Raw genomic sequence first — 19,703 nt, 5'->3', positions numbered from 1 at the left:
AAGGCTCGCCACGAAGTGCCCGCCGAAACCCCCGCCGAGGCGCCCGAGGAGGACTTCTACGAGGAGGAATTCACCCCCGGCGAGGCCGACGGCGGCATGTTCGGCGCCGTGCCCGCGAAGAAGGCCCAGCATTTCTGGCCCTCGGCGAAACGGCTGATGGGCCTGCTGAAACCCGAGCGGGCCGGCATCGCCACCGTCCTTGCGATGGTGACGGTCGCGGTCGTCCTCAACGTCATCGCGCCCCGCATCCTGGGGCAGGCGATGGACGTCATCTTCGGCGGCGTGGTTGGCAAGCAACTGCCGGCCGGCGCCACCAAGGACCAGTTCATCGCCGGACTGCGCTCCCAGGGCCAGGACAACTTCGCGGACATGCTGGCCAGGATGGACGTTATTCCGGGCGTGGGCATCGACTTCCAGAAGCTCGCGTTCCTGATCAGCGTGGTGCTGGTGATGTACTTCGTTGCGAACATCTTCCTCTGGCTGCAGGGCTACGTCCTGAACGTGCTCGTGATGCGCGTGGTCCGCCGGCTCCGCGACGACACCGAGAAGAAACTCAACAAGCTCCCGCTGAACTACTTCGATACCCGCCAGCGCGGCGACACCCTCTCCCGCGTCACCAATGACGTGGACAACATCCAGCAGGCCCTGCAGCAGGCGTTCGCGCAGCTGGTGAACTCCGCACTGACGGTGATCGGCATTGTGATCATGATGTTCATCGTGTCCTGGCAGCTGGCCCTGATTGCGCTCATCGCCCTCCCGCTCTCCGGCGTGGCCGCCGGCATCATCGGCGCGCGCAGCCAGAAGCTGTTCGCCGCGCAGTGGAAGAACACCGGCGAGCTCAACGGCCAGATCGAGGAATCCTTCTCCGGCCACGACCTGGTCCGCGTCTTCGGCCGCGACGCCGACATGCTGGCCCGCTTCGACGAACGCAACGAGGAGCTGTACAAGGCCAGCTTCGGCGCCCAGTTCGTCTCCGGCATGATCATGCCCGTCATGCAGTTCGTCTCCTACCTCAGCTACGTGGGGATCGCCGTCGTCGGCGGGCTGCGGGTGGCCTCGGGCGGGATGAGCCTGGGCGACGCCACCGCGTTCATCCAGTACTCGCGCGAGTTCACCCAGCCGCTGGGGCAGATGGCTGGCATGGCCAACATGCTGCAGTCCGGCGTGGCCTCCGCCGAGCGGGTCTTCGAGTTCCTCGACGCCGACGAACAGGACGCCGAGACCGCCGTCGAACACCTCCCGGCCAAAACCGACGGGCACGTAGAGTTCAAGCACGTCACCTTCAGCTACACCCCGGACAAGCCGCTGATCGAGGACCTGTCCTTTACCGCCGAACCCGGGCACACGGTGGCCATCGTCGGTCCGACCGGCGCCGGCAAGACCACGCTGGTGAACCTGGTGATGCGCTTCTACGAGCTCAACGCCGGGGCCATCACGCTCGACGGCGTCGACGTCACCCGGCTCAGCCGCGCCGAACTGCGCTCCAAGGTGGGCATGGTCCTGCAGGACGCCTGGCTGTTCGGCGGCACCATTTACGAGAACATCCGCTACGGCAAGCTGGACGCCACCGAGGACCAGATCATGGCGGCCGCGAAGGCCACCTTCGTGGACCGCTTCGTGCGGGCGCTGCCGGAGGGCTACAACACCGTCATCGACGAGGAAGGCAACAACGTCAGCGCCGGCGAGAAGCAGCTCATCACCATCGCCCGGGCGTTTGTGGCTAACCCGTCGCTACTGATCCTGGACGAAGCCACCAGCTCGGTGGACACCCGCACCGAGGTGCTGGTCCAAAAGGCCATGGCCGCGCTGCGCACCGAGCGCACGAGCTTCGTGATTGCCCACCGCCTCTCCACCATCCGGGACGCGGACACCATCCTGGTGATGGAAGCCGGACGGATCGTCGAACAGGGCCGGCACGCGGAGCTGTTGGAACTGCGGGGCGCCTACTACCGCCTGTACATGTCCCAGTTCGCCGGGGAGGACGCTGAGACGTCCGTCCTGGAAGAGCCGACGGCGGTGCACAGTTGAGCGCCGGAGCGGCCGCCGGGGCCGAGCGCGCGGCTGTGCCAGGGGAGCCTGCTGCCCACGGAGCCGAGCGGGCCGTTGAACCGCGGCGCCTCGAGGTGCAGGTGCCGATGCGCTGGGGCGACATGGACGCCTATGGCCACATCAACAACGTGCAGCTCGTCCGGATCCTGGAGGAGGCCCGGATCGCGGCCTTCGGGCCGCCGCGCGGTGCGGGGCTGCCCGGCGTCGAACCGGAGGTGTCACTGTTCAACGACATCCCGGAGGGCACCCTGGCGCTGGTCGTGGAGCACAGGATCCGCTACGTCCGGACCCTCGAATACCGCAACGTTCCCGCCGTGGTGCAGTTGTGGGTCGGCGCGGTCAAGGGCGCCAGCTTCGACATCCACTACCTCGTCCAGGACCCCGTCACGGGCGAGGACTGCGTCAAGGCAAGCAGCCACCTGGCCTTCGTGGATGAGGCCACCGGGCGGGTCCTGCGCCTGACCCCGGAACAGAAGGCCAAGCTCGCCCCCTTCATGGCGGTCCGCCAGACCCACTAGCCCCTACCTCGCTGCCGGGATCGGTCCTAGACTGAACAGGCCCGCGGGATGCCTGCACGATGAGAACCTTAGGAGCACGGATCATGGCCAAGCGAAGCAAGATGAAGGCGCGGAAGAAGACGTGGAAAGAGCTCTCGCCGATGGCGAAGTTCGGCACCATCACGGCGGCCGTCGTCCAGCTGTCCCTCCTGATTGCTGCCCAGCGCGACATTTCACGCCGCCCGGCGGAGGAGATCCGCGGCAGCAAGGCGCTCTGGCGGGCCGCCACCCTGATCAACTTCGTTGGTCCCGGAAGCTACTTCACCTTCGGCGTCAAGCGCCGCCCGGCCCTCAAGTAAGGCCCCGGCCGCCGCGCGGCGGACACCGTCGGTACCGCGGCCGAAAGCTACTGGCCGGTAGGTACGGTGTGCGGCGTGATGCGGGTGTTCAGCTTAAGCCTGTAAATTGAAGGCATGACCCCCAACAAAAAGCCCGCCATGCACCGCGCCCTCGGCATCTCCAAAGAGATCGAAGACGCGGCGTGGTTTGTGCTTGGCCCGGGGCTGCTCGGCAAGGCGTCGCCGCTGGACGGCCGGACCAGGACGTGGTCCGTTGCGGCGGCCTCGGAGTTGCTGGAGCGCCTGGACCGGGGCATCCCGGATCCCAAGGCGCCCATGATGACCAACCTCCGCGGAAACCTGGAGGGCGCCACCCGCGGGGCGAAGCAGCTGGCCGTGGAACTGTTGTTCCTGCAGTCGCTGCCGCTGGCGCACGAGGTCAAGTCGCTGAAGGTCAAACGGGCCCGCGTGGCCGAGGCAGCGTCCTGGCTGGAGCCGCCACTGGAGCTCCCCGACGAACTGTACGCGGGCATGACGGACCATGGCGTGATCCGGGACCGCACCGCCGAATTCAACTGGACCATCTGGGACCACCTGAAGTGGCTGTGCCGCTTCGTGCGGCACGTCGCGCAGCGCCCGGCCGGCGTCGTGCAGGCCGCGATCAAGGACCCGCTGGCCTTCCACGAGCTCACCGCCGGCACCCCGGAAGACCAGCCCGCCATCCGGCGCAGCATCGAGTTCTTGGTCTGGCCGGCCTACTTCGAACCCGTCGTGGCCGACGTCGAACGCCAGGAGATTCGGGACGCGTTCGCCTCCCTGGTGGGCGGCGCCAAGGGCGACTCCGATGAGGAAGTCTCCGCTGACATCCACCGGATCCGGCTGCACCTCGACGAACAGGCCGGGCAGCGGATCGACTGGTACTCCCGGCAGCTGGTCAGCCAGTGGCGGAAGGTCGGCGATCCAGGCCGCCGCGCCTGGCTGCTGCGCAGCCACCACGACAACGCGGACGTCCTCGCCGCCTGGCAGGACGAGGAAGCGGTGACGCTCGACGTCGAACACCTCCGTTTGCTCGACCCGGGCGTCACCGCGGGCCTGGTCCAGCACGCCGTGGACGAGGATTACAAACACCTCAGCTATGTGGAGCGCGAGGACACCAAAACCGCGGTCTTCGCCTTCCTGACCGTGATGAAACCCGGCGACCTCACCCTCTACCAGACCTCCGGGACCGTCCGGGTGGGCGTGGTGCTGGGCGAACCCGAACACCACGAGGACAACCGCCGGCTCCGCCGCAAGGTCCGCTGGTTCGACGAGGTCCACTCGATGGCCGAGCTGCCCCGGCACGTGCAGCGGCAGCTGGCCAGCTCCGGGCTCATCGTGGACGTCACCCGGGTGATCCAGGCGCTCGAGACCCTGCTCCCCGCCGAAGCCGAGGCCGACGCCGGCGACGGCGCCGAGCCGGCCGCCGTCGTCGAACCCTGCGAGGGGTTCCGGCCGCTGACGGCGGAATTCGCCGCATCCCTGCACATGGACCTGGAGCCGCTGCAGGAAATCGCCGAACTGCTGGAGGAAAACCGCCAGCTGGTGCTCTACGGCCCGCCCGGCACCGGCAAGACCTACCTGGCCAAGCACCTCGCCGCCGAACTGGCCGGGGACACCAGCGACGAGCGGGTCAAACTCGTCCAGTTCCACCCCTCCTACGCCTACGAGGACTTCTTCGAAGGCTACCGGCCGGACAAGACCGACGAGGGCCAGGTCTCCTTCAAACTCGTCGCCGGACCGTTGCGCCGGCTGGCCGAGGAAGCCGCCAAGCCGGGTAACGAGAACAAACCGTACTTCCTGATCATCGATGAGATGAACCGGGCCAACCTGGCGAAGGTCTTCGGCGAGCTGTACTTCCTGCTCGAATACCGCGACGACCGGATCTACCTGCAGTACAGCCCCACCGAGCCGTTCTCGCTGCCGGACAACCTGTACATTATCGGCACCATGAACACCGCGGACCGGTCCATCGCGATGATGGACGCGGCCATCCGCCGCCGCTTCTCCTTCATCGAACTGCACCCCAAGACCGAGCCGGTGAAGGGCTCGCTGCTGCGCTTCCTGCAGGCCCGCGACCTGGACACGACGCCGGCGCTGCTGCTCGACGAGCTGAACAACGCCATCGACGAGTGGGACCGGGACCTGATGATCGGGCCGTCCTACTTCATGAAGAAGGCCGCCCAGACTCCCACCGGGCTGCGCCGGATCTGGAAGTACGAGCTGATGCCGCTGCTCGAAGAGCACTACCACGGCCAGCTCAACCGGGCCCAGCTGGAGGAGCGGTTCGGCCTGGAGCAGCTGATGGCGCGCCTTGCGCGCGTCTAGCCACGCCCCCGGCGGTTCTTCCGTCCGCCACATCGTCCTGGACGAGCTGTCCGGGGGAGTGGTGGAACGGATCGACGCCGGCAGCGCCGCCTACATCAACGGCAGCGGGCTGGCCAAGGCCTCACCGCTGGGCATGGGCCTGTTCCGGATCGAACCTGTCGGTAAGGTGGGTTCCGTGCGCACGCCTTCGGTGCAGCTGGAGGTGCGCCCCAAGGAGCGGCTGGGCCTGCACCGGCTGCTGTTCCTGCTCGGCTACACGCAGCATCAGGGCTTCCGGGACGACGCCGTGGCCGCCGTCGAGGACACCGACCTCTGGAGCGCCCTCGCCGAATCCCTTGCGCAACTCACCGACAAGGCGCTCAGCCGGGGCGTGCTGCAGGGCTACCTGAACGTCGATGAGTCGCTCCGCACCGTCAAGGGCAGGATCCGGATGTCGGACCAGATCTCGCGCCGGCCCGGCATGCTGGTGCCGCTGGAGGTTTCCTACGACGAGTTCACCGAGGACATCCCGGAAAACCGCATCCTCCGCGCCGCCCTCGAACGCATGTCGCAGGTGCCGGGGGTCCGGGCTGACGTGCTCAGCCGGTTGCGCCGGCTCAAGGGAAAGCTCGACGCCGTGACGCGCCTGCAGTCCGGGGCCCCGCTGCCGCCGTGGCGGGCCAGCCGGATGAACGTCCGTTACCACGCGGCCCTCCGGCTGGCGGAGGTCATCCTGCGCAACGCCTCGGCCGAGGCGGGGGACGGCAGGCAGCACTCGGCGTCGTTTGTGGTGGACATGTCCAAGGTCTTCGAGGACTTCGTCGGGACCGCGCTGCGCGAAGCCATGGCGGCGTACCCGGGCGAGATGCGGCTGCGCTACAACTCGATGCTCAACGAGGCAGTTCGGGACTCCGACCGGATCATGGTCCAGCCGGGCGCGGTGCATCTGCTCGGCGGCCGGCCGGTGATGGTGTACGACGCGAAGTACAAGGCGGCGTCCGACGTCGGCGCCTCGCTGTCCGCGGACCACTACCGGATGCTGGCGTACTGCACCTCGCTGAGGGTGCCCACGGCGTGGCTGGTGTATGCGGGCGCCGGCGAGATCAAGCTGCGCCGGATCCTGAATACGGACATCGACGTGGTGGAGTTCCCGCTGGATCTGTCCCTGCCGCCGTCGGACATCCTGGCATCGGTGGCGGACCTGGCCCAGCAGTCCTGGGGCGAAGTGGTCCGGCAGGCGACGATCAGCCGCTAGCGGTAGACCTACGCGGTGTCGTCCTGCAGGGACGTCGAGACGGACAGCAGGTGGGCCAGAAGGGCCTTTTCCGGTTCGCCGGGATTGTTGGCGACGTGCCCGCGGAGCTGTTCCCGGACGGCGGCCTCTTCGGGCTTGTCCTCGGAAAGAATGGCGTCGATGATGGCGGAAACCTGACGGCGCAAGGGCTCCAGATCCTCATGTGTTTCGGGGCTCCGGGCGGCGTGCCGCGTGCGGGTCTCGGTAGACAACAACAAGTGTGGCATGGTGCTCTCCTGCGGAGTTCGTAGTATCCCCACGTACTGACCAATAGAGTCCTAGTCCCCGAGTGTCGATTTTAGCCCAGGTAGACCAGTCTGTCTCGCGTAGCGGTAAGATATTTTTGATGTCTGTTTCAACCAATTCCCAGGCAACGCCCCCACAGCCCCCTCGCGCGGGCGGCGGTCGCATTCCTGCGGCCGGCGGTGAAAACACCGTCGGTGCTGCTGAGATTACCGGGATCCGGGAACGCATTTTGGACGTTGCGTACGAATTATTTTCGCGTCGTGGCGTGCGGGATGTGGGGATCAATGAATTGATCGCCCGGTCCGGGGTGGCGAAGGCCAGTTTCTACCGTCACTTCGCCTCCAAGGATGAGCTGGTGCTCGCTTTTCTGGAGCGCCGGGACCGGCAATGGACGGTAGCCACCATTATTTCCGAGGCCCGACGCCGGGGCAGCACCCCGGTGGAGCAGCTGCTGGCGATCTTCGATGTCTTTGCCGATTGGTTTGCGCGGGAGGACTTTGAGGCCTGCTCCTTCGTCAACATCCTGCTGGAGATGGGGCCAACCCACCCGCTGGGCCGGGCAAGCATCGACTACCTCGACAAGATCAGGGGCCATGTGCAGCAGCTCGCCGAGGAGGCGGACCTGGTTGACCCGGAGTCCTTCGCCCGGTCCTGGTACATCCTGATGAAAGGCTCGATCGTCGCCGCGGCCGGGGGAGACCGGGCGGCAGCCGGCGGGGCGCGGCAAATGGCCGAGTGGCTGATAGCGGCCCATCAGGCGTAGCGGGTCAGGCTTTGCTGGCCAGGAAGGTCTCGAGCTGCTGCTCCAGGCCAGTGAGGTCCTTGAGGTCGCATTCCCAGACGGTGAGCACTTCCCAGCCCGAGCTTTCAAGCAGGCGGCGCTGTTCGGCGTCGCGGGTCCGGGTGCGGGCGCGCTTGGTTTCCCAGAAATCCGCGTTGGATTTGGGTGCATGCTGGCCGACCCTGCAGTCATGGAAATGCCAGAAGCAGCCGTTGACGAAGATGACTTTATGGCGGCTGGCGAACACCAGGTCCGGGTTTCCGGGGAGCCTGCCACCGCGGGCTGTGCCGTGTAGCCGGTAGCGGTACCCCTTGGCGTGCAACATCCGGCGGACCAGCAGTTCGGGCTTGGTGTTCTTCCCCCTGATGCGGGACATGTTCCAACTGCGCCGCTCCGGGGTCAGACTGTCCGCCATGGTTTAAGTCTAGGCGGCCGCGCCCGGCCGCGGGCCTGGCCTAGATCTCCCGTTCGGGGTGCTCGCCGAACTGGAAGTGCCGACCGCTGACCGACGTCGGGTCGATCTCGACGTAGAAGTCCTTCAGGGTAGGCACCCACGGTTTCAGGTTCAGCGCCTCCGCCGCGGCGATGTCCGCGGACTGCTCCAGGACCCGTGCTGTGCCGCGAACTACTACCGACCATGCCTCTTCGGAGAGGATGCCGTCAGTTTCGAACAGCACCTTGGCGTTGATGGTGAGCTCGGCCAGCTTGTTGCCGGGGGCGGTGCGGAGGTAGAGCTTGCGGTTATTGACGGCGTAATTCACCGGAAAAATGTCCGGTTCACCGGCCACGGTGACGACGAGCCTGCCGTGCTGTGTGCCTTCGATAAGTTTCCAGGTCTCATCCTCGGACAGGTTCAGGATGGGGCTGTTGTCTGCGTGTTCGAACATCATGGGCTCATTGTTCTGTCCCGTGTAGAAAAATGCCAGAGGCCATCGGAAGTGATTGCCTGGGTTGTCGGCCGGGTTCCCGCCACTAAATTGTCCGACCCCCTCCCTAACGTTCTTTTTGTCCGGATTGCATCGCAGTCAATGACCGCCCGTGAGGGTATTTGGCCGTTGGCGGAGATGCCCCTCCGCGCCATGGGGGCGCTTGGGCCCGGGCACTTCACACCGCCAGGCGTTGCCTGGCCATGAATATGGGGAATCATGAGTACTTTCAATTCACACGGCACCGCGCCCGCGGACGCGCCGACGTCCGCCGTTCCGTCCCTGGGCGGCGCTCCGGCGCCGGCTTCGCGGGGTAACGGCTGGGGCATTACCGCGCTGGTGCTCGGCATTGTGGCTGTGGTTTTTTCGTTCATTCCGGTCATGGGCATCGTCGCCTTTGTCCTGGGCCCGCTGCCCGTCCTGTTTGGCCTCATCGGTGCCACCCGCAAGTTCGCCAAGAAGGGGGCCGCGATCGCGGGCCTCGTGCTGGGGATTTTGAGCATTGTCATCGCCGCCATCTGGATGGCTGTGCTGTCCGCTGCTGTATCGTCCGCCGACCAGGCGCTCAACTCGGAGCACAAGGTCCAGTATGTGGTAACCACCAACGGCAAGGCCTCGGTCAGTTACTGGACCAGCGGCGGGACGTCCCACGAGGACGCCAGCACTGGCTGGAAGAAGGAGCAGACCGTCAAGAATTCGGATCTGCTCTCCTTGTCTGTCATGGGGGATTTTTCGAACGCCGCGGCAAAGGTCGGCTGCGAAATCCTGTTTGACGGCAAGTCGATCTCGAAGAACTCGGGATCCGGCCAGGGCGCGATGGCAAGCTGCAGCGGTTCGGGGCTTGGGGCCGACAACAAGAAGTAGGCAAAGGAGCCGGGCATTGAGTCCGGCCGGGGGGGGGCAGGGCGTTGCTGGAGTGGAGACTTCGGCAACGCCCTGCCGCATTTGGGGATCAGATTCGGGCAATATCGGTGAATTTCGGGGGAGCCACGTGGGGCTTTTGAGGCGCATGGTTCCCTAGGGTCGTGTGCTTCGCAAGTGAGCCGACTGCCTGTGGATAACCCTTACGGCGAGAGTGCGGTGTCAGTTACCCTTAGGCATTGTTTGGATTCAGGCGTCTTGATTTCTATCGGGGGATTAGCTGAACATGACATCTCGCACTCCAACCTCCAGCCGCAGGTCAGCCACCGCAGTCGCCCTGCTCACCGCCTTCGCACTCATGGGAACGGCCTGCACCGGCGGCCAGGCGTCCCCGAGCGCAGCCCCAAGCAATGGGTCGACGAGCCAATCCGCGTCCCCCACTCCAAGCGACACCCCCACGCCCATCGCCACGGCCAGCTATAAGCCGGCGGACGCCAAGGGCCGGGCGCAGAACGTCCCGCTGCCGGTGCTCCCGGAGGCTGCGAAGGCGAAGACGAAGGAAGGCGCAATTGCGTTCGCTAAGCACTGGTTCAATCTGCTGAGCTACGGATACGAGACGGGGGATCTGCGGCCATTGAATATCGTCACCTCAGATAGTTGTGAACCGTGCGCAAAGGCGAAAGCGGTCATTAATGCTTGGAACACCGAGGGAAGGTGGCTGGTGGGCGGCTTGGTGACTACTCCGTCGGTCAGCACTGAATTCGTCCAAGGCGCCGATATGACTTATCAAGTTGCCGTGCAGGCGCATCAAACACCACTGACATACATGCGAAAAGACGGCAGCGTCGCTCGCCGCGGGTCTCAACCGGATGACACCGGAAATCTCCTATTCATCACCTTTGCCAAGGGGGCATGGAAACTGGTTGACATCGGCAGAATCGTAGGGTGAAACGTGGATTCGGCTGTTGCTTATAGGAGGTGGGTGTCGGCAACGCTGTTGTCAGTGCTCATGACGTTTTCCGCGGGCGCGTCTGCCGGGCAAGCGGACCCGGACATTTTCGGTGACTGGCGGCCCGATGGTGCTCGTCTTGATGGGTGGAGCTGGGACCAGGTAGCCAGAAAGTTCGTGCATCGGGAGCCAGGCGCTATCTCGAGCGATCCTTTTCAGTACAAATACGAACTCCAATGCCATCTCGGTGGTGGCGACTTCGATGCCGACTGCCTGGCGACCGTGTTGGAATGTAAGAACGGGCCTGACGGCAAGGATGGCATTCCCGTCACCTGGCTCAAGGCCCCAGCCGGGGTACCCAATCCGGTCTGGAGCTATCACTCCGGGCCAACGTGCTTGTTTGATGCACGACCTGAAGATTTGTTGCCGCGCATCGCCGCCATGATCCAAACCGAATTCCAGAAACTTCCCGTTGCTCCGGGCCGGGCCACCGCGCAGCCGAGTCCCCACAGCCTGCGCGGCGCAGAAACGAACTTCTTTGCCGAGGCCGCAGAGCAGCAATTCGACATCAAGATCCTGGCCCAGGATGTCCACGTCGACGCAAAACCAGTCCAGTACGCCTGGAACTATGGTGACGGGAACTCACTCGGCCCGCAGAATGCGGCCGGTGGCCCGTTACCGCAGGACCGGTGGGGTGAAAAGACGGCCACCAGCCACGTTTACACCCGGACCGGCGACTTCCCGGTGGTGCTGACCACGTACTTCCAAGGGACCTACTCGGTCAACGGCGGTCCGCCGCTGCCAATCCCAGGCCAAGGACAGTTCAGCTCCCCGCCGCAAACCGTCAGCGTCTGGCGGTCCATCACCCGCAACTACGCAGACGACTGTCTCCAGAATCCCCAAGGCCAGGGCTGCCCCGGCGCACCACCGACCTCGCGATGATTCGAGCGTGATTCGAGTCTCAAGCGGAATAGTTGCAGGCGCTGGATTGCTTGCACCCGTGGACACAATCCACGCGAAAGGAACTGCGCATGCTGTTTTCCCAAATGACCCTCGGCCAGCTGGAACTACCCAACCGGCTCGTGATGGCGCCACTGACCCGCCTCCGTTCAGGCAAAGAAGGCGTTCCCGGACCGCTGGTTGTTGAGCATTACCGGCAGCGCGCCTCGCTCGGCCTGATTGTCAGCGAAGGCACCTATCCCAGCCCGGCCGGACGGGGCTTCCCGGGCCAGCCCGGCCTGGTCACCGAGGAACAGCTCAAGGGCTGGTCAGCGGTCACCGCCGCCGTCCACGCAGAGGGCGGCAGGATCTTCGCCCAGGTGATGCACGCCGGCCGGGTCACTCATGAGGACACCACCGGTGGCCACGAGGTTGTCGCCCCGAGCGCTATCGCCATCGACGGCGTGACCCGCACGTACGAGGGCAAGCAGGCGTTCCCGGTTCCCCGCGCCCTCACTACCGAAGAGCTGCCCGCGATCCGTGAAGAGTTCGTCCAGGCCTCCCGCAACGCGATCGAAGCCGGCTTCGACGGCGTCGAACTCCACTCCGCGAACGGCTACCTGCTGCACGAGTTCTTGACTCCGGCAGCGAACCAGCGCGACGACAACTACGGCGGCTCAGCCGAAAACCGCGCCCGCTTCGTCATCGAAGTTGTCCAGGCTGTGGTGGACGCCATCGGCGCGGACCGCGTAGGCATCCGCATTTCGCCCGAGCACAACGTGCAGGGCGCTACGGAGCTGGACTCCGCCGACGTCCGCGAGACCTACGGCTACCTGGTGGACGCCCTTGCTCCGCTGAAGCTGGCCTACCTCAGCGTGCTCCACAAGGAGCCCACGAGCGAACTGGTCCAGGAACTGCGCTCGCGCTTCGACGGAACGTTCCTGCTGAACACCGGCTTCGGCGTCATCACGACCCCCGAAGAAGCCAAGGCGCTCGTCTCGGACGGCCACGCTGATGCTGTGGTCGTTGGACGCCCGGCCATCGCTAACCCCGATCTGGTTCGTCGCTGGCGCGAAGGCCTCCCCGTCAACGAGCCCGACGCGGGCACCTTCTACACCGAAGGCGCCGAGGGTTATACCGATTACCCGGCCTACCAAAACTAGGAGTCCGGCACCGGCCTAATCATTGCCGGGACATGCCCCCTGCACGCTGCGAACAGTGGACAGAATCCCTTTCTGTCCACTGTTCGCGTTTAAGGATGGTCATGTCCCTCGGAGCGGTCCGGGAGCGAGGGGCATGTCCAGTGGTGCACGCAGGAAGAGGGCATGTCCCGTGGCGGGTGCGAAGAAGGGGCATGTCCCTCTAGACGGCGGCAGCGGGCACGGACCTCTGGCAGAGGCCGATGAAGCCGCCCAGCTGTTCCAGGCCTTCCGGATGCGCCGGCAGGTAGTTGGTCAGCTCGGGGGCACGGACGACGACGGCGCGCCACTGACCGCGTGAGACCGCCACGTTGATCCGGTTCCGGGAGAGCAAGAACTCCATGCCCCGCGGCGCCTCAGCCACCGCCGAACACGCCATGGACACGATCACCACCGCGGCTTCCTGCCCCTGGAACTTGTCCACGGTCCCCACCCGTACGCCGGATAGCCCGGCCCGGTCCAGGGCTTCGCGTACGAGGTTCACCTGGGCGTTGTAGGCAGCAACCACAAGGATGTCGGCGGCCCCGACGGGGCGTGTGCCCTCAGCGGTGTGCCACGCCAAGCCCAGGTGGCGCCGCACCTGCCGGACAACCTCGGCGGCCTCTTCCGGGGACGACGTCGTGTTGCCGCTGTGTGGCACCATCACGGTCTCGATCCCGGCCGGAACTCCGTCCAGGTGGCGAAGGTCCGCCGCGGGCGCGGACCGCAGCCGGCCCTCGTAGGACAGCTCGGAGACGGCCAGGCACAGCTCGGAGTGCATCCGCCACGAGTCGGCCAGGAAGTAGCCAAGCTCCGGCGGCAGGGTGGCATGCCCGGCGGAGATCCAGCCCAGGGCCGACTCGTCAACCGGCTCGGGGTGCTTGCCCTGGCTGACCTGCGGGAGCTGCTGCGGGTCGCCGAGCAGGAGCAGCCGGCTGCTGGCCTGGGCGACGGCGAGCGTGTTGGCCAGGGAGAACTGGCCGGCTTCGTCGATGACCAGCAGATCCAGTGCGCCCGCCGGGACCGTGGCGCCGGTCATGGTCCACGCCGTGCCGCCGATCAGGGCGCCTCCGCGGGAGTCCAGCAGCGCCGCTACGTCCTTGGCGGTGCGCGAGTGCCACGGCAAGGCATTGTCGTGCTTCACGTCCTTCGCCACCAGCTCCGGGTTGACCCCCGCTTTGGTGACCGCCGTCGTCAGCAGGTTCTCAACCACGGCGTGGGACTGGCCAACGACCCCCACCTTCCAGCCACGGGCCACGAGCCTGGCGATGACGTGGGACCCCACATGGGTCTTGCCGGTGCCCGGGGGACCCTGCACCGCCAGATAAGAGCGGTCGAGTCCCAGGACCGCTGTCGTGATGGCGTCGATGAAACGGTCCGGGCCCTCGCCTGGCTGCGGCAGCGACTCACCGCCGGCAAGCCGGGGTGGGAGGCGCCGGACCAGGTCAAGGGCCGGGTGGCGGGGGATGGCACCGGCCCGCAGCCCGGCCGCCACCAGGTCCGCGAGCGAGTCCAGCGACTGCTCCAGGCTTTTGGTGGCGAGCGGCTGGTCCTCGGTCAGCGCGATCGGCAGCTCATTGTGCGGAGGCACGTTCCGGTGCAGGCGGTCGCGGATGACGACGGTGTCCTTGCCGTCGTCGTGACCCAGTTCGAGGATCTCCGTGCCGAACCATCCGCTCCGGCCGGCACCGTCCTTGCCGGTGCCCTCCAGCCCCTCGGGAAGCGGAAGTCCGTACATGCGGAACCACTTGCTGCCCTCGCGCAAATCCGAGCCGGGGCTGACGGTGCCGGTCAGCCGGACCCGCCGCTCCGGCAGCTTCCGGCCTTCCTGCTGCCAGTCGTCAAGGATCTCGGCGGAATCAACCAGGAAGACGTTCCGGTCCCGCTCGTGGGTGTCCGGGCCCTGCTCGCACCGGTCGAAGTGCGCCCACCAGAAAGATTTGCGCTCCCGCCGGTGGTAGCTCACCGCGGCGGCCAGCATCGCCACGGCCTTGCGGTCCTCCTCGGTCAGGCCGCTCCCGGGTTCGGCGAAGCTCATCAGCGCCTGCCCGGCGGGACTCAGCAGGGCCTCCGCGCCGGGGGAGCCGGCGTCGTCCGGGCCGCTGTCCGGCCCGGACCCCGCGCCACCACCGCCGTCCGGGCCGGGCGCCGCACCGCCGGGCGGACCGGAGCCTCCGCCATTCGGCTCCGCACCGCCATGCCCGGTTCCCGCGCCACCGCCGCCGCCGGGCCCGGACCCACCGTCGCCGTCCGTCCCGGGCCCCGCCCCGCCGGGCTCGATTCCGCGTTCCTTGGCCCGCTCCAGCAACCAGTTCCGCAACTCCAGGGTCGAGAGGCAGTCGTATTCGTTGTAGTCGGAGATGCCGGCGAGGATGTCCGCGGCCTCCTCGCCGCGGCCGCCGTCGCGCGCATCGCAGTAGCGGGCGTAAGCCACCACGGAGGCGCCGGCGTCTTTCACCTCGCTGGTGCGGAGGTTCGTGCCCATGTAGAGCGGTTCAAGCTTCTTGATGCTGTACGAGTTCTCCGAGATGCGGATGCTGTTCCGGACCGTCTGGTACAGGTCCACGAGCAGGCCCTCGCGGAGCCACTCGTCCACAATGTCCTCGCCGGCCACGTGCAGCACCGAGAGCTTTCGCAGCGCCGTCTTTTCATACGGTGCGTAATGGTAAACGTGCATGGCGGGGTACGTGCGCCGGCGCTGTTCCACGTAGTCCAGGAAGTCCAGGAACGCCTGCTTCTCCGCAGCCCGGCTGTGCGCCCAGAACGGCCGGAACACCCCCGGATCGCCCGGGCCGGTGGGCGCCTCGATGACGCCGAAAAGGTACTCAAGCCCCCACACCCCGGTGGCGCTGTCCTGCCACAGCGGATCGCCCTCGAAGTCGAAGAAAATGTCGCCCGGACTGGGCGGCGGCAATTCAGCCAGGGCGTTGTGCGGCAGCACGGCGTACCGCAGGGTGTGTTCCTCGCCCTCCTTGCGGTACCGGACCTCCCCGTCGGCAGCGCCCACACCGCTTTGCATCCGGGCCTGTTCCTGCAGTCGCAGGAGCGCAGGCGTGGGCTTGGCGAGCGGCGTTTGGGCCAGCTCCGTGACGGTGTGAATGCCGAGTTCGTGGAGGTTCTTGCGCTGCACCGAGTTCATCCGTGCCACTAGGAGCAGGTCGTCGGTGGCCTTGACCTGTTCCTGGCAGTAATCGCACCGGCCGCAGGCGGCAACACCCGCCGCACCCCAGCGGACAGCGTCAGCCTGGGCCCTGTGCGCCGCGGTCAGGTCCAGGAAACGCTCGCGCCGTTCCCGGAACACGGGCAGGATCTCGGCGAGTTTGTGGTGGGTCCGGACGTAGTCGAAGCCGCCGTCGGCCAGTTGCACCGTGGCGCCGAGAACAAGCGTCACCGACGGGTCCACCGGGATGCCGGCCTTGAGCAGCTGTTCACCGTAGGCGGCGAGTTGCAGCAGGGCGGTCACCTTGGCGTGACGGGCCAGCTTCGTGTCGAACACGGCGTAGCCGCCGTCGGCCTGCCGCACCAGGAAGTCGGAGCGCCCGTGGAACTGGCCGTCGAAGAACGCGGCCTGGAAAACGACGTCGGCGCCCGCCCGCAACGCCTCGATGGATTCGTGGTGCTTGGCCGCCAAGGTGGCGCGGTCCATGGCAGTGGCGGGAACGACGTCGTATACCCCCCGCCCGCGGTCGGGGTCCCAGGTGCCGAACTCGCCCACAAACCCCTTGAGGACCTTGTGTTCGTGGACGTCGCCCAGCGCGGCCGCATGCCGGAGCATCTCGTCGGTGCCGAAGTCGGCGGCGGGGGCGCGGCCCAGTTTTTCATCGAGCTTCCGGAGCAGCTGGTATTCGCAGCCCACCGCCACCACGAGGTCACTCGCGGAGTAGACCAGGTCCGGCGCCGCGCCCGGTACTTCCGGTTCAAGGAAAAACACTGCGCCCCCGCTTTGCTTGGCTCTGGCCGATTGACTCTTTTGTTACCGCCTGGCCGGGTCCCGGCGCCGGCGATCTCTCTTCTGCCAAGCTACCAAAGCCCACTGACACTGAACGTGCTGACAACAGGGCCATGGGCTCTGGCCGCCGTCGCAGGAGCGGCGTAAGGTCAGCAGGACCATGACCGAACAACAACCCTTCGAGCTGGTCCGCAGCTACCCCCACTTTGAGTTGCGCCGCTATCCGGCGCACGTCGTCGCCGAGATCCGGGTCAACGCGAGCTTCGACCGCGCCGGAAATGCGGCTTTCCGCCACCTGTTCAACTACATCAGCGGCAGCAACAGCGCGTCGCAGAAGCTGGCGATGACCGCCCCGGTGATCCAGGGGACCGGAAGCCCGGGGTCCGGAGGGCAGGGGAGTCAGGGCAAGGGAACCTCGCAGAAACTGGCGATGACCGCGCCGGTACTGCAAAGCGGCCCACTGCCGGGGAAGGATACGCCGGCCGACTTCGTGGTCGCCTTTGTCCTTCCGGCCGGTATGAGCGCCGAAACCGCTCCGGTCCCGACAGACCCCGAGGTCAAGATCCGGGCCGTTCCCGGCTCGCTGGCCGCGGCGCTGCGTTTCTCCGGCAGCGGCTCGGAAACCGCCTTTGCGCGGCGCAACGACGGGCTGCAGTCGGCGCTGACCCTCGCCGGACTGACGCCAGTGGGGCCGCCGAGGTTCGCCCGCTTTGACCCGCCGTTCAAGCCGTGGTTCCTGCGCCGCAACGAGGTCGTGCAGGACGTGCAGGAGACCCGCGACGCCGCGGGAACGCCCGGCAGCTGACCCGGGTAAGGCAAAATGGCTGGGTGAGCCAACTCCCGCAGCACCCCGCCGTGACCACCCCGATAGAGACCCAGATCGCCGCCGAGCTCGGCGTGAAACCCTGGCAGGTGAAGGCGGCCGTGGAGTTGCTCGACGCCGGGTCCACGGTGCCGTTCATCGCCCGGTACCGCAAGGAAGCCACCGGGACGCTGGACGACACCCAGCTCCGCGGGCTCGAGGAGCGGCTCCGCTACCTGCGCGAGCTGGAGGACCGCCGTCGGACCGTGCTGGAGGCGATTGCCGCCCAGGGGGCGCTGACCCCGGAACTGCAGGCCGCCGTCGTCGCCGCCGACACCAAGTCGCGGCTGGAGGACATCTACCTGCCGTTCAAGTCGAAGCGGCGCACCAAGGCCCAGATCGCCCGGGAGGCCGGCCTGGAGCCGCTCGCTGACACGTTGCTGAAACGGCCGGAGCTGGACCCGGAACGCGAAGCCGCCCGGTACCTCAACGCCGAGCACTCCATCGGGGACGCCGCCGCGGCGCTGGCCGGGGCCCGGTCCATCCTCGTCGAGCGCGTCGCCCAGGACGCTGACCTGGCCGCCACGCTGCGGGAGCGGCTCTGGACCCAGGGCCGGATGGTGTCGCGGGTCAAGAAAGGCAAGGAGGCCGACGGGCAGAAGTTCAAGGACTACTTCGAGTTCTCCCAGGCGCCCTCCGGGATGCCCTCTCACCGGGTCCTCGCGCTGCTGCGCGGCGAAAAGGACGGGGTGCTGGAACTGGATCTCAGCGAAGCGGAACCGGACGACGACGCCGCCCTGGCCGCCGCCCGCGGCCGGTACGAAGCCGCCGTGGCCAGGTTCCTCGGGGTCGCCGACCGCGGCCGGCCCGCCGATGCCTGGCTGCTGCAGACCGCGCAGCAGGCGTGGCGCTCCCGGGTGCTCAGCCGCCTGAGCGGCGACCTGCGCAGCCGGATGTTCGCCGCGGCCGAGGACGAGGCCGTCCGGGTGTTTGCCGCGAACCTCCGCGACGTGCTGCTCGCCGCGCCTGCCGGCAACCGCGCCACCCTGGGCCTGGACCCGGGGCTGCGCACCGGCGTGAAAGTCGCCGTCGTGGACGGTACCGGCAAGGTGGTCGCGACGGACACGGTCTACCCGCACGCCCCGGCACGGAAGTGGGACGAGGCGTTGCGCACGCTCCTGGCGCTGGCCCGCAAGCACGGCGTTGAGCTCGTGGCGATCGGCAACGGCACCGCCTCGCGGGAGACGGACAAGCTCGCGGCGGACCTGATCAAGCAACTTGGCGCGGACGCCGGCAGCGCGCCGCAGAAACTCGTCGTCTCCGAGGCCGGCGCGTCCGTGTACTCGGCGTCGGCGCTCGCCGCGGCGGAACTGCCCGGCATGGATGTGTCGCTGCGCGGCGCGGTGTCGATCGCCCGGCGGCTGCAGGATCCGCTCGCGGAACTGGTCAAGATCGAGCCGAAGTCGATCGGCGTCGGGCAGTACCAGCACGACGTCACGGCCGCGAAGCTGGACCGCAGCCTCGACGCCGTCGTGGAGGACTGTGTCAACGCCGTCGGAGTGGACGTCAACACCGCCTCGCCGGCGCTGCTGAGCCGGGTGGCCGGCGTCGGGCCGCTGCTGAGCGAGAACATCGTGGCGTACCGGAACGAGCACGGTCCCTTCAGCAAGCGCAGTGAACTGAAGAAGGTGCCACGGCTGGGTGCTAAGGCTTTTGAACAATGCGCCGGCTTCCTGCGGATCAGCGGGGGAGCGGAGCCGCTGGACGCCTCCAGTGTGCACCCGGAGGCGTACCCGCTGGCGCGGAAAATCAAGGCAGCAGCCGGCGGCGGTGCCGGCGCCGGTACGGCCGGCGGGAGCCTGTCCGCGCTCAATCCGCAGGACTTCGTAGACGGCTCCTTCGGCCTGCCCACCGTGCGGGACATCATCGCCGAGCTGGAAAAACCCGGCCGGGACCCGCGTCCCGCGTTCGCTGCGGCAACGTTCCGGGACGGGATCGAGAAGATCGCGGACCTCAAACCCGGGATGGTGCTGGAGGGAACGGTCACCAACGTGGCGGCTTTCGGTGCGTTTGTGGACGTCGGGGTGCACCAGGACGGGCTGATCCACGTCTCCGCACTGGCCAACCGGTTCGTGTCCGACCCGCGCGAGGTGGTCAAGTCCGGCCAGGTGGTCCGGGTCAAGGTGCTGGAGGCGGACCCGGAGCGCAAGCGCATCTCGCTGACGCTGAGGCTCGACGACGAACCGGCGGCGGGCCGTCCCGCGGCCTCCGGTGGTCGGCAAGGGTCCGGTGGGCGGCCAGGGTCCGGTGGACCCGCGGCCTCCGGTGGGCGGGGAGCTTCCGCAGGGCGGCCCGGTACCACGGGCAGCCCGGCGGCGCATTCGCACGACCGGGCCCGGCAGGGCACACCCAAGCCGGCCACCAAGGCGGCACCCCAGCAGGCCCCGGCCAACACGGCGATGGCGGAAGCGCTCCGTCAGGCCGGACTGGGTAAGTAGGCACGTTCCAAAGCCCCCTACCTACCGCTTATCGCGAATAAGCTACCGTTCAT

16 protein-coding genes are annotated in these 19,703 nt (G+C 67.2%); 12 read left to right on the top strand and 4 right to left on the bottom strand.

What is annotated here, in order from left to right; all coding sequences use genetic code 11:
• The first annotated feature begins 96 nt into the window (after window positions 1–96).
• The 5 genes from ABIN76_RS12010 to ABIN76_RS11990 all read left to right on the top strand — a co-directional run bounded on the left by ABIN76_RS12010 (window position 97) and on the right by ABIN76_RS11990 (window position 6,482).
• Window positions 97–2,028: an ABC transporter ATP-binding protein gene (locus ABIN76_RS12010; protein WP_346959958.1), complete on the top strand. Its 1,932-nt coding sequence runs from the start codon at window positions 97–99 to the stop codon at window positions 2,026–2,028.
• Between the two features lie 107 nt (window positions 2,029–2,135).
• A complete protein-coding gene (locus ABIN76_RS12005) occupies window positions 2,136–2,567 on the top strand; it encodes a thioesterase family protein (RefSeq protein WP_346959957.1) in 432 nt (143 codons plus the stop codon).
• Window positions 2,568–2,650: 83 nt separating this feature from the next.
• Window positions 2,651–2,905: a hypothetical protein gene (locus tag ABIN76_RS12000; protein WP_346959920.1), complete on the top strand. Its 255-nt coding sequence runs from the start codon at window positions 2,651–2,653 to the stop codon at window positions 2,903–2,905.
• Window positions 2,906–3,019: 114 nt separating this feature from the next.
• A complete protein-coding gene (locus ABIN76_RS11995) occupies window positions 3,020–5,248 on the top strand; it encodes an AAA family ATPase (protein ID WP_346959919.1) in 2,229 nt (742 codons plus the stop codon).
• Window positions 5,235–6,482 carry a restriction endonuclease gene (locus ABIN76_RS11990; protein ID WP_346959918.1) on the top strand — a complete coding sequence of 416 codons (1,248 nt, stop codon included), beginning with the start codon at window positions 5,235–5,237 and terminating at the stop codon, window positions 6,480–6,482. Before ABIN76_RS11995 ends, ABIN76_RS11990 begins: the two co-directional genes overlap by 14 nt.
• 8 nt (window positions 6,483–6,490) lie before the next feature.
• Here the strand turns inward: ABIN76_RS11990 and ABIN76_RS11985 are convergent, their stop codons facing one another.
• On the bottom strand, window positions 6,491–6,748 hold the full coding sequence (locus ABIN76_RS11985) for a hypothetical protein (RefSeq protein ID WP_346959917.1): 258 nt from the start codon (window positions 6,746–6,748) through the stop codon (window positions 6,491–6,493).
• A gap of 119 nt (window positions 6,749–6,867) precedes the next feature.
• Between ABIN76_RS11985 and ABIN76_RS11980 the strand changes: the two genes are divergently transcribed.
• Window positions 6,868–7,530, top strand: coding sequence for a TetR/AcrR family transcriptional regulator (locus ABIN76_RS11980; protein ID WP_346959916.1), 663 nt, complete (start codon window positions 6,868–6,870; stop codon window positions 7,528–7,530).
• 4 nt (window positions 7,531–7,534) lie between these two features.
• Here the strand turns inward: ABIN76_RS11980 and ABIN76_RS11975 are convergent, their stop codons facing one another.
• Together ABIN76_RS11975 and ABIN76_RS11970 are read right to left on the bottom strand one after the other, a co-directional pair.
• Complete coding sequence (locus tag ABIN76_RS11975) at window positions 7,535–7,963, bottom strand: very short patch repair endonuclease (RefSeq protein ID WP_346959915.1); 429 nt, start codon at window positions 7,961–7,963, stop codon at window positions 7,535–7,537.
• 40 nt (window positions 7,964–8,003) lie between these two features.
• Entirely contained in the window at window positions 8,004–8,438 is a 435-nt protein-coding gene (locus ABIN76_RS11970) for a pyridoxamine 5'-phosphate oxidase family protein (RefSeq protein WP_346959914.1), read from the bottom strand.
• Between the two features lie 255 nt (window positions 8,439–8,693).
• Between ABIN76_RS11970 and ABIN76_RS11965 the strand changes: the two genes are divergently transcribed.
• From ABIN76_RS11965 to ABIN76_RS11950, 4 genes are all read left to right on the top strand, one after another.
• On the top strand, window positions 8,694–9,338 hold the full coding sequence (locus ABIN76_RS11965; RefSeq protein ID WP_346959913.1) for a hypothetical protein: 645 nt from the start codon (window positions 8,694–8,696) through the stop codon (window positions 9,336–9,338).
• A 283-nt stretch (window positions 9,339–9,621) separates the two neighbouring features.
• Window positions 9,622–10,284, top strand: a complete 663-nt coding sequence (locus ABIN76_RS11960) for a DUF6318 family protein (protein ID WP_346959912.1) — start codon at window positions 9,622–9,624, stop codon at window positions 10,282–10,284.
• 33 nt (window positions 10,285–10,317) lie between these two features.
• The gene (locus ABIN76_RS11955; protein ID WP_346959911.1) at window positions 10,318–11,226 is read left to right on the top strand and encodes a hypothetical protein; all 909 of its coding nucleotides are present in this window, start codon (window positions 10,318–10,320) and stop codon (window positions 11,224–11,226) included.
• A gap of 89 nt (window positions 11,227–11,315) precedes the next feature.
• A complete protein-coding gene (locus ABIN76_RS11950; RefSeq protein WP_346959910.1) occupies window positions 11,316–12,386 on the top strand; it encodes an alkene reductase in 1,071 nt (356 codons plus the stop codon).
• Window positions 12,387–12,585: 199 nt separating this feature from the next.
• Here ABIN76_RS11950 and ABIN76_RS11945 read toward each other — a convergent pair whose 3' ends face one another.
• Window positions 12,586–16,332, bottom strand: a complete 3,747-nt coding sequence (locus ABIN76_RS11945) for a TM0106 family RecB-like putative nuclease (protein ID WP_346959909.1) — start codon at window positions 16,330–16,332, stop codon at window positions 12,586–12,588.
• Window positions 16,333–16,510: 178 nt separating this feature from the next.
• Between ABIN76_RS11945 and ABIN76_RS11940 the strand changes: the two genes are divergently transcribed.
• Together ABIN76_RS11940 and ABIN76_RS11935 are read left to right on the top strand one after the other, a co-directional pair.
• Window positions 16,511–17,155 (top strand): heme-binding protein, encoded by a 645-nt coding sequence (locus ABIN76_RS11940; RefSeq protein ID WP_346959908.1) that lies wholly within the window; start codon window positions 16,511–16,513, stop codon window positions 17,153–17,155.
• Window positions 17,156–17,178: 23 nt separating this feature from the next.
• Entirely contained in the window at window positions 17,179–19,650 is a 2,472-nt protein-coding gene (locus tag ABIN76_RS11935) for a Tex family protein (protein ID WP_346959907.1), read from the top strand.
• The last annotated feature ends 53 nt before the right edge of the window (window positions 19,651–19,703 follow it).

Source organism: uncultured Arthrobacter sp. (genome assembly GCF_964021775.1).
In the GTDB taxonomy this organism is placed as follows: domain Bacteria; phylum Actinomycetota; class Actinomycetes; order Actinomycetales; family Micrococcaceae; genus Arthrobacter.
This window is presented reverse-complemented; position numbering and strand designations above follow the sequence as displayed.

Coding starts and splice junctions, on each gene's coding strand:
- ABIN76_RS12010 (WP_346959958.1), top strand. CDS start 97: ATGTTCGGCGCCGTGCCCGCGAAGAAGGCCCAGCATTTCTGGCCCTCG.
- ABIN76_RS12005 (WP_346959957.1), top strand. CDS start 2,136: ATGCGCTGGGGCGACATGGACGCCTATGGCCACATCAACAACGTGCAG.
- ABIN76_RS12000 (WP_346959920.1), top strand. CDS start 2,651: ATGGCCAAGCGAAGCAAGATGAAGGCGCGGAAGAAGACGTGGAAAGAG.
- ABIN76_RS11995 (WP_346959919.1), top strand. CDS start 3,020: ATGACCCCCAACAAAAAGCCCGCCATGCACCGCGCCCTCGGCATCTCC.
- ABIN76_RS11985 (WP_346959917.1), bottom strand. CDS start 6,748: ATGCCACACTTGTTGTTGTCTACCGAGACCCGCACGCGGCACGCCGCC.
- ABIN76_RS11980 (WP_346959916.1), top strand. CDS start 6,868: ATGTCTGTTTCAACCAATTCCCAGGCAACGCCCCCACAGCCCCCTCGC.
- ABIN76_RS11975 (WP_346959915.1), bottom strand. CDS start 7,963: ATGGCGGACAGTCTGACCCCGGAGCGGCGCAGTTGGAACATGTCCCGC.
- ABIN76_RS11970 (WP_346959914.1), bottom strand. CDS start 8,438: ATGATGTTCGAACACGCAGACAACAGCCCCATCCTGAACCTGTCCGAG.
- ABIN76_RS11965 (WP_346959913.1), top strand. CDS start 8,694: ATGAGTACTTTCAATTCACACGGCACCGCGCCCGCGGACGCGCCGACG.
- ABIN76_RS11960 (WP_346959912.1), top strand. CDS start 9,622: ATGACATCTCGCACTCCAACCTCCAGCCGCAGGTCAGCCACCGCAGTC.
- ABIN76_RS11950 (WP_346959910.1), top strand. CDS start 11,316: ATGCTGTTTTCCCAAATGACCCTCGGCCAGCTGGAACTACCCAACCGG.
- ABIN76_RS11940 (WP_346959908.1), top strand. CDS start 16,511: ATGACCGAACAACAACCCTTCGAGCTGGTCCGCAGCTACCCCCACTTT.